Origin of the sequence: Pontibacillus marinus BH030004 = DSM 16465 (genome assembly GCF_000425225.1) — a bacterium.
Classification (GTDB): domain Bacteria; phylum Bacillota; class Bacilli; order Bacillales; family BH030062; genus Pontibacillus; species Pontibacillus marinus.
In genome coordinates this window covers 11,865-24,277 of sequence record NZ_KE384335.1, presented here as the reverse complement: position 1 = coordinate 24,277, position 12,413 = coordinate 11,865, and the positions used below count along the sequence as shown (strand labels likewise).

Annotated in this window: 15 protein-coding genes; 5 read left to right on the top strand and 10 right to left on the bottom strand. The window is 39.2% G+C overall.

Annotated elements, in window-relative coordinates; all coding sequences use genetic code 11:
* Window positions 1–19 precede the first annotated feature (19 nt).
* Window positions 20–211, bottom strand: coding sequence for a hypothetical protein (locus H514_RS0120420; protein ID WP_027448636.1), 192 nt, complete (start codon window positions 209–211; stop codon window positions 20–22).
* Between the two features lie 111 nt (window positions 212–322).
* Between H514_RS0120420 and H514_RS0120415 the strand changes: the two genes are divergently transcribed.
* The gene (locus tag H514_RS0120415) at window positions 323–652 is read left to right on the top strand and encodes a hypothetical protein (protein WP_036849504.1); all 330 of its coding nucleotides are present in this window, start codon (window positions 323–325) and stop codon (window positions 650–652) included.
* A 37-nt stretch (window positions 653–689) separates the two neighbouring features.
* Here H514_RS0120415 and H514_RS0120410 read toward each other — a convergent pair whose 3' ends face one another.
* From H514_RS0120410 to H514_RS0120395, 4 genes are all read right to left on the bottom strand, one after another.
* Complete coding sequence (locus tag H514_RS0120410) at window positions 690–1,343, bottom strand: TetR/AcrR family transcriptional regulator (protein WP_027448634.1); 654 nt, start codon at window positions 1,341–1,343, stop codon at window positions 690–692.
* 30 nt (window positions 1,344–1,373) lie between these two features.
* A complete protein-coding gene (locus tag H514_RS0120405; protein ID WP_027448633.1) occupies window positions 1,374–2,399 on the bottom strand; it encodes an ABC transporter permease in 1,026 nt (341 codons plus the stop codon).
* Entirely contained in the window at window positions 2,396–3,115 is a 720-nt protein-coding gene (locus H514_RS0120400; protein ID WP_027448632.1) for an ABC transporter ATP-binding protein, read from the bottom strand. The genes H514_RS0120405 and H514_RS0120400 overlap by 4 nt, the downstream gene beginning before the upstream one ends.
* A gap of 143 nt (window positions 3,116–3,258) precedes the next feature.
* The gene (locus H514_RS0120395) at window positions 3,259–3,633 is read right to left on the bottom strand and encodes a DnaJ family domain-containing protein (protein ID WP_027448631.1); all 375 of its coding nucleotides are present in this window, start codon (window positions 3,631–3,633) and stop codon (window positions 3,259–3,261) included.
* Window positions 3,634–3,786: 153 nt separating this feature from the next.
* Here H514_RS0120395 and glsA point away from each other — a divergent pair, with 153 nt between their 5' ends.
* Complete coding sequence (glsA, locus tag H514_RS0120390; RefSeq protein WP_027448630.1) at window positions 3,787–4,755, top strand: glutaminase A; 969 nt, start codon at window positions 3,787–3,789, stop codon at window positions 4,753–4,755.
* Window positions 4,756–4,773: 18 nt separating this feature from the next.
* Here the strand turns inward: glsA and H514_RS0120385 are convergent, their stop codons facing one another.
* The 5 genes from H514_RS0120385 to H514_RS24485 form a co-directional block, all read right to left on the bottom strand.
* The gene (locus H514_RS0120385; RefSeq protein ID WP_027448629.1) at window positions 4,774–5,277 is read right to left on the bottom strand and encodes a PTS sugar transporter subunit IIA; all 504 of its coding nucleotides are present in this window, start codon (window positions 5,275–5,277) and stop codon (window positions 4,774–4,776) included.
* 401 nt (window positions 5,278–5,678) lie between these two features.
* The gene (locus H514_RS0120375; protein WP_027448628.1) at window positions 5,679–6,440 is read right to left on the bottom strand and encodes a CAP domain-containing protein; all 762 of its coding nucleotides are present in this window, start codon (window positions 6,438–6,440) and stop codon (window positions 5,679–5,681) included.
* A gap of 292 nt (window positions 6,441–6,732) precedes the next feature.
* Entirely contained in the window at window positions 6,733–7,386 is a 654-nt protein-coding gene (locus H514_RS0120370; RefSeq protein WP_027448627.1) for an MOSC domain-containing protein, read from the bottom strand.
* A 33-nt stretch (window positions 7,387–7,419) separates the two neighbouring features.
* Window positions 7,420–8,169: a YkgJ family cysteine cluster protein gene (locus H514_RS0120365; RefSeq protein WP_036841959.1), complete on the bottom strand. Its 750-nt coding sequence runs from the start codon at window positions 8,167–8,169 to the stop codon at window positions 7,420–7,422.
* A gap of 122 nt (window positions 8,170–8,291) precedes the next feature.
* Window positions 8,292–8,423, bottom strand: a complete 132-nt coding sequence (locus H514_RS24485; RefSeq protein WP_081673104.1) for a YflJ family protein — start codon at window positions 8,421–8,423, stop codon at window positions 8,292–8,294.
* 287 nt (window positions 8,424–8,710) lie between these two features.
* Here H514_RS24485 and mreBH point away from each other — a divergent pair, with 287 nt between their 5' ends.
* From mreBH to nhaC, 3 genes are all read left to right on the top strand, one after another.
* Window positions 8,711–9,718 carry a rod-share determining protein MreBH gene (gene mreBH / locus H514_RS0120355; protein ID WP_027448625.1) on the top strand — a complete coding sequence of 336 codons (1,008 nt, stop codon included), beginning with the start codon at window positions 8,711–8,713 and terminating at the stop codon, window positions 9,716–9,718.
* A gap of 105 nt (window positions 9,719–9,823) precedes the next feature.
* Window positions 9,824–10,657: a VanW family protein gene (locus H514_RS0120350; RefSeq protein WP_027448624.1), complete on the top strand. Its 834-nt coding sequence runs from the start codon at window positions 9,824–9,826 to the stop codon at window positions 10,655–10,657.
* A gap of 120 nt (window positions 10,658–10,777) precedes the next feature.
* The gene (gene nhaC / locus H514_RS0120345) at window positions 10,778–12,184 is read left to right on the top strand and encodes a Na+/H+ antiporter NhaC (RefSeq protein ID WP_027448623.1); all 1,407 of its coding nucleotides are present in this window, start codon (window positions 10,778–10,780) and stop codon (window positions 12,182–12,184) included.
* Window positions 12,185–12,413 lie beyond the last annotated feature (229 nt).

Below are 12,413 nucleotides of genomic sequence, written 5' to 3'. Positions count from 1 at the left end.
ACTCAGACAGATGTCTGAGCTATAACTTCCTTCTTCCTATTAAGGACATGATACCGTTAAAAATAATAATACATGAAAATAACAGTACAGCAATAACACCGATTAGATCACACAATGGTTCCAATGGAGATAATGCCCCACTTAATGGAATTCGAATCAGTGCAAACCCAGCAATAATACATGATAAATATAAAAAAGTAGTTCCATTCATTCTTATCACTCCTCCTTCTCTTCATGTCTATTCGAAAGGAAGGAGAACATGCCCTGGAAGTCGGACAAGGAGTGATCACACAAATCTATGAAATAAGAGAGGAACATGAATATGTTAACGTATGAAATTACGGATTCTAAATTAAAAAACGTAAAGCCTCTAGATGAAGAATTGGTATGTGAGGAAATTGAACAAACGTTTGATCAATATGGATTAACCATGACCCAACGCACTACACTAAGCACAAAAAAGGGGTGCTATCATTGGCATTTTAAAAAAGGGAAGGAAAAAGGGGTCTTAGAAATCACGTACTGGCCGAAGAAGCATCAACTTTCACTTGAAATTCACGAGAATCGTAGAGCTCCTTGGAATGAGGAGGCAATTGAATATTTAGCTAACGATTTTTGTAAACAATTTGGCGGTCAAGTAATCCAAAAATAGATAAATCCCTCCTCCCAGTTGGGAAGAGGGATTTTGTCTATTTTTCTAGACCATTCATGATAAAATCGATGGTACGATCAATTTCTTTTTCATCATCCCAGTCATAGTCAGGCATAATAATAAAGCGCGTCACCAAAAACCCTATTATCGTTGATATCGTTAACCGAATCACACTATGAACAGGATAGTCTTTGATCTGCCCTTTTTCCTGAAAATGCTTCACCGTTTCCTCAAAGCTCTCAAGCACATTTTCTCTAAAGATAGATTTATATCGTTCTTGTAGCTCCTCGTGAAAAGCCACCTCTTGCAAAACGATTTTTAAGAGTGTCACATTCTCTTTTACAAATTCAAATCGGTTATGAATTAGATTTCTGAGCAGCTCTTCATATCCAGATACTTCTCGATCAAACACCTGCTTCACAAAGTGTTGAGCAAAGAAAGGGACAGCGAACTTTGTGATCATCGGAGATACTATGGCAAAAAGCAGTTCTTTTTTGGTTTTATAATGCCGAAAAATGGTTCCCTCAGCGACACCAGCCCTCTTAGCTATTTCACTGGTGGAAGTCGATGCATAACCTTTTTCCGCAAACATCTCGACAGCCGCTTGAAGGATTTGGCGTTGTTTTGGGGTGAGCTGATCTTCCAGTTCTCCTGCTTGTAATAGATCGTTCACTATATCGTTATCGCTCATTCTAGATCCCCCTTTATTTCATACTTTTCATTATAGCTTGCGGTGCTTCTTTAATGCCACTATGTTTAAAAAGAAAAATAGAAAAGCAAAACCAATCAAGATTAAGATATCCGATTGAAACGATTCAATTCCTTTTCCACGAATCATGATATTTCTTAACGCATTAGCTCCATAGGTAAGGGGCATGACTTTCCCGATTGCCTGGACCCAACCAGCTAATGCATCTAGATTAAATAAGCCAGAGAAAAAGACCTGGGGTACAATGACAAGAGGAATAAATTGAATCATTTGAAACTCGTTGTTGGCATAAGCCGAGAGTAACGTTCCTAGTGTTAACGCCGTCATAGCAAGCAGAAAAGTAATCAGAAGAACATACCAGAACGATCCGTCCATCCACATACCAAGAACATAAATAGAATACGCAGCAATAATAAAGGACTGAATTAAAGTAAATAGGCCAAATCCCAGCACATACCCCGTGACAATTTCCCAACGTCTTAATGGTGTTGAGAGCAACCTCTCAAGCGTCCCCTGCGTTCGTTCTCTCAGAAATGATACCCCTCCAATAATAAACACGAAAAAGAATACAAAAAATCCGATTAATACGGGACCTACATTATCAAACAAACCAAGATCCTCTGAACCATGAATATATGTGAATGCTGGTTCCAATTGTGATTTCTGAGGGCCTAGCTCCTTCATCGCTTGTTGTATAGTCATTTTCACTGCACTATTTGTAGAAGGGTCACTCCCCTCCAATGCAACCTGCATACTTTGCTGATCCATCTTAATCATTGCATCCACTTCAACACCTTGCAGAGCATTCATAGCTTCAACTTCAGACATTTCTTTAATAACAGCGTCCTGCTTTTCTAAAACTTGAACATATGGGCTAGGTACATCCACCACTGCAATTTCTGGTTCATAGCGATCACCATCAAATACTAACCACATTAAGGTTAAAACGAGTAATGGAGCAACAATCATCAATGCCATTGATCGTTTATCTCTTCGGAACTGTCGTAAAATACGGATAATCAGTGCACGGATATTCATCCTTTTTCACCTCCATAGGCTAAAAACGCTTCTTCGATTGTTTCGGTATGGCTTTTCTCCCTTAATTCTTTTGGCGATCCTGTAGCGATCACATATCCATCTCGAAGCATAGCTAGACGATCACATTTACCCGCTTCATCCATGACATGAGTCGTTACAATAATGGTTGTTCCATTTTGCTGCCATCGCTTTAATTCGTTCCATATGGACTGACGAAGAATAGGATCAATTCCTACAGTGGGTTCATCTAAAATGAGAAGGTCCGGCTCGTGTAATAAAGCTGCCGCCAACGAGAGGCGTCGCTTCATCCCTCCTGAATACTTCTGCACTGGTTTGTCCAAATGATCATAAAGGTCCACAATATTCATTACTTCTTCGATTCTTTGTTTACGCTTTTTTGTTCTCAAACCATAAATGGAACCAAAAAAGTCTAGGTTTTCTCTAGCAGATAATTCGTTGTATAAGGCATCAGATTGAGCCATATATCCTAAAACCTTCATCTGTTCAAGAGAAGGCATCTTAACATCCTTCACCCAGGCCTCCCCCTGATCTGCTTCTAAAATTCCAACAATCATTTTTACAAGTGTAGTTTTACCTGCACCTGAAGGCCCTAATAAACCAAAGATTTCCCCTTCCTGAATAGAGAGATTAACTTCTTTCAATACTTCTTCTCTACCAAAAGAATGAGCGACATCCTTTACGTGTACCATATCCATCTTGTTTCACCCTCCTCAAACTAATGTGAGTGATTACTCACTTTTTATTCTATCAAAAATCTACAGGTTGTAAAGTGAGTAATCACTCACTATGGAAATAAAGAAAAAGCTGATCTTCTTAAAAGAGTCAGCTTTCGTTGTATTTAAAGTCCTATTTTTCGATTAATTTTGCCTCTATACTGACGAAACGCACCAGATTGCTTCATTTTACGTTTGTCCATCAGAGTTTGGAAGCGCAACTGCTTTTCATTAATTTCTTTTCGTAAAGACGCTTTCTCTTCCGGATCTTCACAAAATTGAAGTAAGTCCTCGAGCTTAACAATGTCTTTTTTAATTTGCATTTCTTCAGGAATCATGTTGGCATTTTTCATAATGGTATATCCCATACGCAAATCTTCTGGGACAGCGTTAATCTCACTTAAGTCTAAGGGCTTCCCTTTTCCGGGTAAATCTTTAAATTCACCATTTCTATCTGCTTGCTTAATTCGCTCCTCAGCCATTCGAAACGCAAAATCCATCCAGCCCAACTCCTTCATAAAGGGATTTCAAAAGACTTCTTTACATTAATTGTATCACACCTCTCTCCCCTGTGTATTTAGGCACTGAAGGTTTCATATCTTCATCTTTAGGTTACATATCTATGACCACATGATGGTCGAAAGGAGATGCTTATGGTCCGGCTTAGTAATGATTATTTAAAAGAGTTAATCACTGAATATAAACCTTACACAACCAAAGGTGAAGTCATGACAGGTATTCCAGGTCTAGACGAATTGAACCAAAATGACCTTGGTGTTGCTGTGATGGACCTTAATCACAACATCTATTCTGCAGGAGCAACAGATGTTTCGTTTTCCTTACAGAGCGCATCAAAAGTTATTAGTCTATTGATCGCATTAGAAGACCTTGGAAAGGAAAAAGTGTTTCAATCTGTTGGAATGGAGCCAATGGGTGACTTTTTCAATACAATAAGTCACTTGGAATCTGGCGATGTCCACCGCCCCTTTAATCCCATGGTAAATGCAGGAGCCATAGCAATATGCTCCCTCATTAAAGGAGATACAGTGGAAGAGCGTTTCGATCGTATTCTCATGATGCTGAAAACAATAACAGGAAATGAAAACATTGACATGGACCCAGACGTATATGAAGCTGAAAAAGTAAAAGGTGATCGAAATCGCGCTCTTGCTTATTACATGAGCAGTTCAGGAGCAGTAGCCTTAAACCCTCAGGATGCACTTGATCTATACTTCCGCATAAACTCTATTCGATTACAAGTGCATGATTTAGCCAAAATAGGCCTATTTATAGCGAATGGTGGAAGGTTAATTGAACAAAATAAACAATTGGTGTCACCAGATCATTTAAATACCATCCAAGCCATTATGATGACTTCTGGCATGTATAATGAGTCAGGTACTTTTGCCGTCGAGGTTGGTTTCCCATGTAAGAGTGGAATTAGTGGCGGGATTTTCAGTGCAGTTCCAGGCCGATATGGCATTGGTGTCTTTGGTCCAGCTATTAATCAAAAAGGAAATAGCGTGGGTGGAGCAAAGATTTTACAGCGTATCTCGGCAGATTTAAATCTAAATATTTTTAACCAAACACATACACATGACATAAAAAAGTCAGCCGAGTAGAGGCTGACTTTTCATGTGTTATTTTAAGTTTACTTTTAATAATTCTGTTTCACCTTTTGTAGCTTCCCCTGTGTTAAGCACTTCTTGAGATTCTACTACATCGTCACCATTTGTTAAGATAACTGGTGTGATGGTGCTTTTAGCTTTTTCTTTCACAAGGTCCATATCGAAAGTGATTAGCTCATCACCTTGCTTCACTTTATCGCCCACTTCTACATGACCTTCAAAGCCTTCCCCTTCCATACTTACGGTTTCAAGACCGATATGGATCAGTACTTCAAGACCGGAGTCTGTTTTCAGGCCAACCGCATGCTTCGTTGGGAAAAGTTGAACGATTTCAGCCTCTACCGGACTTACTACCTTCCCTTCAGATGGTTCAATCGCTAAACCATCACCCATCATTTTTTGTGAGAAAACTGGGTCTGGTACTTCACTAAGTTCAAGAATTTTACCGTTCAATGGAGAAACTAAAACTTCTTCCGTATTTTGATCATTCTTCTTACCAAATAGTTTTTTTAACATGGGGACCACCTTTAATATATTTTATAAATTGAATACGTAATCCTGTATATACAAGTTGATACTGTAAGAGTAAAACGGTTGCATGGCTTTGTCAAGAAAAACCCTTTCACATCAAGGATTTGGAAAAACTTCCCATCCTTCATACTGAGCTAAAGCATCTAAGTCTTCATCATCAACCGGTACATAGATCATATCCATTTCACGTTGCTCGTTCTGACCTCCTCATAACCTTCGAGACTGTAGGACTCATATTTATTTATTAAGCTCATTCCCTTTAATCGAAATCCGAAACTAATGCACGGTTTCGTTAGTATATGTTATTCATATTTTTTCTATTATATATTTGAATAAGCTCGTTAAACAGAAAAAGCTGGCTCTATATAGCCAGCTTTTTCTTCACCTTATTTACCAATAAACTGCTGCGTCCATACATTGCCGTTTTCTTCAAAACCTACACCGATGTGGGTGAAGTTTTCATTAAGAATATTTTTACGGTGACCTGCACTATTCATCCATGCATCTACTACTTCTTGGGGGCTGCGTTGTCCTTTTGCGATATTCTCTCCAGCTGTACGGTACTCGATGCCGAATTGCTTCATCATATCAAAAGGAGAGCCGTAGGTTGGGCTATTGTGTGAGAAATAATTGTTCTGTGCCATATCTTGAGACTTCTTAAGCGCTACCTTGCTTAGTTCTTTATCTATTTTTAAAGGGGAGAGTCCTTGTTCTGCACGTTTTTCATTTGTTAGTTCAATGACTTTTTGTTCATATTGACTTAACTCGTAGCTTTGTTTTTGTTTTTGTTCTTGTTCAGTTGGTTGTTGTTGTGTTGTTGCTTCGTTTTGCTGTGATGGTGTGGTTGGTGTTGCTTGTGCTTCATCTTGTTCATTTTGTTCAGGTTGTTGTTGTGTTGGTTGTTGTTTCTCTGTTTCTTTTTGTGTTGGTTGTTCAGTTTTCTCTTGCTTGTCCCATTGAGTTTCATAGTTTGATAGAATCTGGTTCATCCATTGGTTGATTTGTTCTTGATCTACTTGTTGATTGGATTGAATGTTTGTGAACAATTGGAAGTCCTTATTAGATTGAGCACTTGCCTCTGATTGAAATGGGCTCCCCAATAATACTCCGGTTGCCAACGCAGTAGTGATGGTGATTTTTTTGAACATTTTCCATCTCCTCTCGTGTTGTTTTTTGGGACAACTCCACTATAGCACCGGTTTTGATGTAATAATTTTGGTGCTCGTTTCCAATATTCAAAATCACCGTATTCTATCACCTTTTAAAATTTGTCCAAATTATTGTTAGAAATATCGTTGAGCAAGGTCTAGTAGATCTAAAGTGAATGAGGAATTAAAATCCATATAATCTATAAATTTCATTCAAATCACTATTGACAGGCATAAAAAAAGAACCCTTTTGTTACAACAAGAGGGTTCTGTGTAATAGAGCTGATATATTTTATTGTTCTGTTAACTTATTTAACCGTTCTGTAAAAGACGCCTTCAGTTCGGGTTCGAGTGCTTCAACCTGAATAGCTCTCTCTAAGCCTTCCTGGTCGTTTCGAACTTGATACTTTAACCGGTTAATCTCAGATACTGATACAAGATGAGGCTCTTGATGTGTCCGTACAAAGGAATCATGGAGTGAGGCACTTCCCTCTTTTATGACTTTTGCATAAAAGCCAGTCAGGCCTGTCTGTGTCACTTGTTTCGTAAATGTTTTAACGTCATGGACAAAAGAAATATGCTGACATGGTGTGCGGGGATGAGTTACCTGAAGCTCTGCATCTCCCCACTGAAAAACATCACCGATATACACCTTATCTTCACTAACACCGTCAATGGTTAAGTTCTCGCCAAACGCAGATGCCTCCATCTTCACACCCGTTTGCTCTTCCCAATAAGGGAAGTGCTCATAAGGATAGACACATACTGCTTTTTGTTCACCACCATGGTGCTTTTTGTCCGCCTGTTCATCGCCTTCTAACCCAAACTTGGTTACAGCTATACGATTTTTCGTTGGGGTCTTAATAAAGCTCGTGTAAAGTTCTTCTCCATTTCGCTTAACCACCTGGGGCTTACCAACATTAACAGATTTCAATTCATACGCCATGTTCCATCACCTCTAACCCCATTATACATGGAATTAACTGTTTTGTTCGGTTGAAACCCAATCTTTAACCCAATTGGCAAGATAATCATATTGCCACACATCAGTTGGATAATCTACGAAGTTCGGTTCCCCATCTTCATATAATTCTTGAAGGATTTCATTTAAAGCGCCCATGTAAAATTCATATAGAAACTCATAACTGAACGTTTCTTTAGGAAGGTAATTTTCTGCACATACCTTTGGATCCGAATAATTCACATAGGTACGGCAAGGAATTGGTCGAATCTCATAGGCCATACACATATTCGTTTCCGTATCCAACATCGGACAAGGAACTTGAGACGCAATATACTTACGCTTGAAGTCGGGATCATTTTCACGGTCTAATGAAGTCACATGCTCTATTTCATCTTTATAGGTTGATAGATACTGCTCAAGATGATTCATAATACGCTGTCTGCGTTCCTCTGGCCAATGATCAATAATACGTTTCATCGTCTTGGCTTCAAGTTCAGTAATGATAATAGGGAAATAACAACAGAACGCGCACCCCATAAAACATGAAGCTTTCGCATCCATAAACCCTTCCATCTTCGTCATTTCTTCACTTACCTGCTGTAACAGCTGTTGAAATCCATCCATAATGACTTCATTTGCAGAACGATCACTTGCAAGTAACTGGTCTACAATATTCCCAAAATACTCATCATTCAGTTCATATTGTTCATTCAACAACTCACACTTACGCAAAATTTCCTGATAAGACAAATACTCAGAACTCATAAATCTCTCCTCCTTTCTTCTCGTTTATTGTCGAAAAAATATATATCAAAATCATTAAGTCTAAGTTCCATATAAAAAGAAAAAAGCAGGAAGCTTATGCTCCCTGCTCTACATGACATATCTTACTTTGTGCGATCAAAGTATAGGTTTGCAAGAATGTGCTTTTTGTAGCTCTCAAGCTTGCGACCTTCATAACGGCTCATGCCTAGCTTTTTCAGTTCGTTAACGTACCAACCTTTGCTTCCGATATGCATCCCTATCATCCTTTCATATATAGTTCATGTAGAATTACAGTGCAATAATCATCGATAGTCATTGTACCATCATTTCCAAACAAGTGAAAGTCATTCATCAAAAATTTTTTTACAGCCAACTTTTTCTTGCGAATAAAACCAACAAAAACTGACAAAATCCGAGTTTAACCGACGAGAAAATTCCGAATTCGACCTTCACCATCATTTACCATGTTCGTGACCCCCAAAAATCACTTACAATGGAAGAAGAAATATAGGAGACTTAACATCTATGGGGGAGCTATATCATGTTAGCAAATGCAGAAATTGGTATCGACTTGGGTACCGCAAATGTTCTGATATATTCAAAAAATAAAGGTATTGTATTAAACGAGCCTTCAGTCGTAGCGATCGATACGGATTCGAAAAACGTATTGGCTGTTGGAACGGAAGCAAAGCGTATGGTCGGTAAAACACCAAAAAACGTAATTCCAATTCGTCCTCTACGTGAAGGGGTTATTGCGGATTATGATATTACGGCGCAAATGCTAAAAGCCATGCTGAAGAAAGTTAGTAAGAAAATGGGACTTTCCATGCGAAAGCCTACAGTTGTGATTTGCACACCTTCTGGGTCTACTTCTGTTGAACGTCGCGCTATACATAATGCTGTTAAAAGCTATGGTGCAAAGCATGTTCATTTAATTGAAGAGCCAGTTGCAGCAGCAATTGGTGCCGATTTACCAGTAGAAGAACCTGTCGCAAACGTTATTTTAGATATTGGTGGCGGTACAAGTGAAGTAGCGATTATCTCTTTTGGCGGTGTTGTATCCTGCCGCTCTATTCGTAATGGTGGCGACAAAATGGATGAGGAGATCATCCAACATGTACGAAAACATTACAATATCTTAATTGGTGAAAGAACCGCCGAACAAATTAAAATGCAAATCGGTTACGCACTCATTGAGCATGAGGAAGAATCAATGGATGTTCGCGGTCGCGATATGGTAACAGGTTTGCCAAAAACGATTGAGTTAACATCTACAGAAATCCAATCTGCTCTTCGCGAATCTCTAGAACACATTCTTGAGACAGTACGTGCTACCTTAGAAGACTGCCCACCTGAACTTAGTGGTGATATCGTAGATCATGGTGTTGTCATTACCGGCGGTGGCGCCTTGCTAAAAGGTATGCAAGACTGGTTAAGTAAAGAGATCTATGTACCTGTTCATCTAGCACCTAACCCACTAGAGTCTGTAGCAATCGGAACAGGCCGTTCATTGAAGATGATTACCAAATTGCAAAAGGCAGCCAAATAAAACTAGTAGAAGACTATCTCCTATCGCAGGGATAGTCTTTTTTATGGACTCTTCCCTCACCTTTATATGGTAAAATAATCTAAAAGGTACTAAGGGGGCCTCCTAATGAACGCCTTACAATCATTAGCATTAAAGCCGAAAAAACGTCACCCTATTCGAGCTCATGCAGGAAAGCTATACTACCGATCCAAAAAACATTTAGAATGGATAAAAAACAACCAGTCCTACGCTCATACACTGCATCCTGAGCCACTACAGCACCAAGTTTTCACTCATAAATCTAAGTTATATCGCCAATTACGAGATGTCGACATGTGGTATCAAGATAATAAAGTTCACAATCTCTCCATAGCAATCAAGCAACTAAATGGGCTTATTCTCAAACCAGGTGAAACATTCTCTTATTGGAAGGTGATAGGAAACCCATCAAAACGTAAAGGCTATATACCAGGCATGATTCTTTTTCACGGCTCGTTTAAACCAGGGGTTGGCGGTGGACTCTGTCAATTATCTAACCTCATTTACTGGATGACATTACACACCCCACTAACCGTCTTAGAACGCCACCGACATAGTTATGACGTGTTTCCAGATACCAATCGAAAGCAACCATTTGGTAGCGGGGCTACATGTGCCTATAATTTTCTCGATTTGCAACTACAAAATATGACAGACGTTTCTTATCAATTAAATCTTTGGTTAACAGATGAGCACCTTGTTGGTGAATGGCGATCAACCCATGCCCCTTTAACAAGCTATCAAGTATATGAAAAAGAACATGCTATCACACACGAACATTGGGGTGCATATGTACGCCACAACAAGATTCACCGAAGGGTCTATAACTATCAACAAGAAGAAATCGATGACGAGTATGTAACTGAAAACCATGCTCTTATGATGTATGACCCTCTGTTAGAAAATAATTTTAACCAATAAGAGGAAGTCTTCTCTAGGTTGACATCCTCTTTTTCTTTCTTCATAATATTTTAGTAGATAAAAGCACAAAAGCATAAAAGTGTTAAAAGGTTTAATTGGAACAACGAGAGGATGTCATCAATGAAGAAAGAACCGAGCTTTTTATTAGCCTTGATCCCTATACTTGCTTTAATTATATCTGCTACTTCTTCCATCGTTGTATGGGAAGCAGGAATGTTTATGCCGCTCATCATCGGCATTATAGCAACAGCAGCTATTGGATTTACATTAGACCACTCTTGGGATGATCTTCAGGGGTTTATGAAGGAAGGAGTTACCCGTGCATTACCTGCTGTCTTTATTCTATTGATCATTGGAACGATTGTTGGTGCATGGATTTTGAGCGGAACAATTCCAACAATCATTTATTACGGGTTAACGTTCATTAATCCAAACGTTTTTCTACCAACTGTTGCCCTAATTACAGGAATTGTTGCAGTTACGTTAGGAAGTTCTTTTACTGCAATCGCTACAGTAGGTTTAGCCTTTATGGCAATCGGTACAAGCATGGGCTTTCCGGCAGCTCATATCGTTGGTGCAACCGTTTCGGGTGCCTTTTTCGGTGATAAACTTTCACCTCTATCAGATACTACAAACGTAGCACCTGCAATGGTCGGCGTGAACCTATTCGATCACGTACGTCACATGCTGTGGGATACAATTCCAGCATTTATTTTAACGATTCTTCTATTCTGGTTCTTGGGGATGAAAACACCTCAATCATCAGTAAATGCCGATCAGATTCAAGAGGTGTTAACAGGATTAAGTGAATCCTTTGTTATTCACCCATTATTGTTACTCTTACCGCTTATCACAATTATTCTCATGGCGAAACGATACCCAGCTGTACCATCACTTGTGATCGTAAGTGCACTTGGTGGATTCATTGCGGTTTTTGTACAGGGAAGTGGAGTAAGCGAAGTCATTAACGCAATGACCGATGGATACAAGTCTCAAGCAGAAAATGAAACCATTAAAGAGCTCCTAAGCCGCGGTGGTTTAACTTCAATGCTCAATACCATTGGACTTATTGTTGTAGCAACAGCACTGGGTGGCATGCTTGAAGGTGTTCAAGTATTCAAAGTTCTTCTTGAACAAGCTATTGAAAAAATTCAAAGTACAGGGTCTCTTATTCTTTCAACCCTTTTATCCACTCTAGTTGTAAGCTTTGCTAGTGGTTCACAGTTTCTTGCGCTCATTTTACCGACTCGTGCTTTCTTAGATGGCTACGAAAAAAGAGGCATAGATCCGAAAAACTTATCACGATCTGTAGAAGCTGCGGGTACAGTTGGGATCAATCTAGTGCCATGGGGTGTTCCGGCTGTATTCGTTAGTAACCTGATGAACGTTAGTCCTTACAGCTTTATTCCGTTTATTTTCTTCTCTTACTTGGTCATTCTTATTAATATGATTTACGGATTCACTGGTTGGACGATTGAAAAGAAACAAGGAGTTTCGCAGTCTTATGACCTTCGGAAAACAGGTTAATTTTAATCAACAGTTCTTTAATTAAATAACCATTGAAATAAGCACTCTACTTTTCAGTATAAGTAGAGTGCTTATTTGTTTATTATTAAACAATCTGGCAGTTATGTTGAAGACTTGAAACTGAGAGGAGTCCGTTGCATTTATGCAGTGCTGGGGCTATGTTCTCGTGGGAAGGAATAGTATTCCCTTGGGTAAGCGACGGAATCGCTCGGGTAGGCGATGGATTCGC

Excerpts from the sequence above, each read along its gene's own strand:
- H514_RS0120420 (WP_027448636.1), bottom strand. The coding sequence starts at position 211 with ATGAATGGAACTACTTTTTTATATTTATCATGTATTATTGCTGGGTTT.
- H514_RS0120415 (WP_036849504.1), top strand. The coding sequence starts at position 323 with ATGTTAACGTATGAAATTACGGATTCTAAATTAAAAAACGTAAAGCCT.
- H514_RS0120410 (WP_027448634.1), bottom strand. The coding sequence starts at position 1,343 with ATGAGCGATAACGATATAGTGAACGATCTATTACAAGCAGGAGAACTG.
- H514_RS0120405 (WP_027448633.1), bottom strand. The coding sequence starts at position 2,399 with ATGAATATCCGTGCACTGATTATCCGTATTTTACGACAGTTCCGAAGA.
- H514_RS0120400 (WP_027448632.1), bottom strand. The coding sequence starts at position 3,115 with ATGGATATGGTACACGTAAAGGATGTCGCTCATTCTTTTGGTAGAGAA.
- H514_RS0120395 (WP_027448631.1), bottom strand. The coding sequence starts at position 3,633 with ATGGATTTTGCGTTTCGAATGGCTGAGGAGCGAATTAAGCAAGCAGAT.
- glsA (WP_027448630.1), top strand. The coding sequence starts at position 3,787 with ATGGTCCGGCTTAGTAATGATTATTTAAAAGAGTTAATCACTGAATAT.
- H514_RS0120385 (WP_027448629.1), bottom strand. The coding sequence starts at position 5,277 with ATGTTAAAAAAACTATTTGGTAAGAAGAATGATCAAAATACGGAAGAA.
- H514_RS0120375 (WP_027448628.1), bottom strand. The coding sequence starts at position 6,440 with ATGTTCAAAAAAATCACCATCACTACTGCGTTGGCAACCGGAGTATTA.
- H514_RS0120370 (WP_027448627.1), bottom strand. The coding sequence starts at position 7,386 with ATGGCGTATGAATTGAAATCTGTTAATGTTGGTAAGCCCCAGGTGGTT.
- H514_RS0120365 (WP_036841959.1), bottom strand. The coding sequence starts at position 8,169 with ATGAGTTCTGAGTATTTGTCTTATCAGGAAATTTTGCGTAAGTGTGAG.
- H514_RS24485 (WP_081673104.1), bottom strand. The coding sequence starts at position 8,423 with ATGCATATCGGAAGCAAAGGTTGGTACGTTAACGAACTGAAAAAGCTA.
- mreBH (WP_027448625.1), top strand. The coding sequence starts at position 8,711 with ATGTTAGCAAATGCAGAAATTGGTATCGACTTGGGTACCGCAAATGTT.
- H514_RS0120350 (WP_027448624.1), top strand. The coding sequence starts at position 9,824 with ATGAACGCCTTACAATCATTAGCATTAAAGCCGAAAAAACGTCACCCT.
- nhaC (WP_027448623.1), top strand. The coding sequence starts at position 10,778 with ATGAAGAAAGAACCGAGCTTTTTATTAGCCTTGATCCCTATACTTGCT.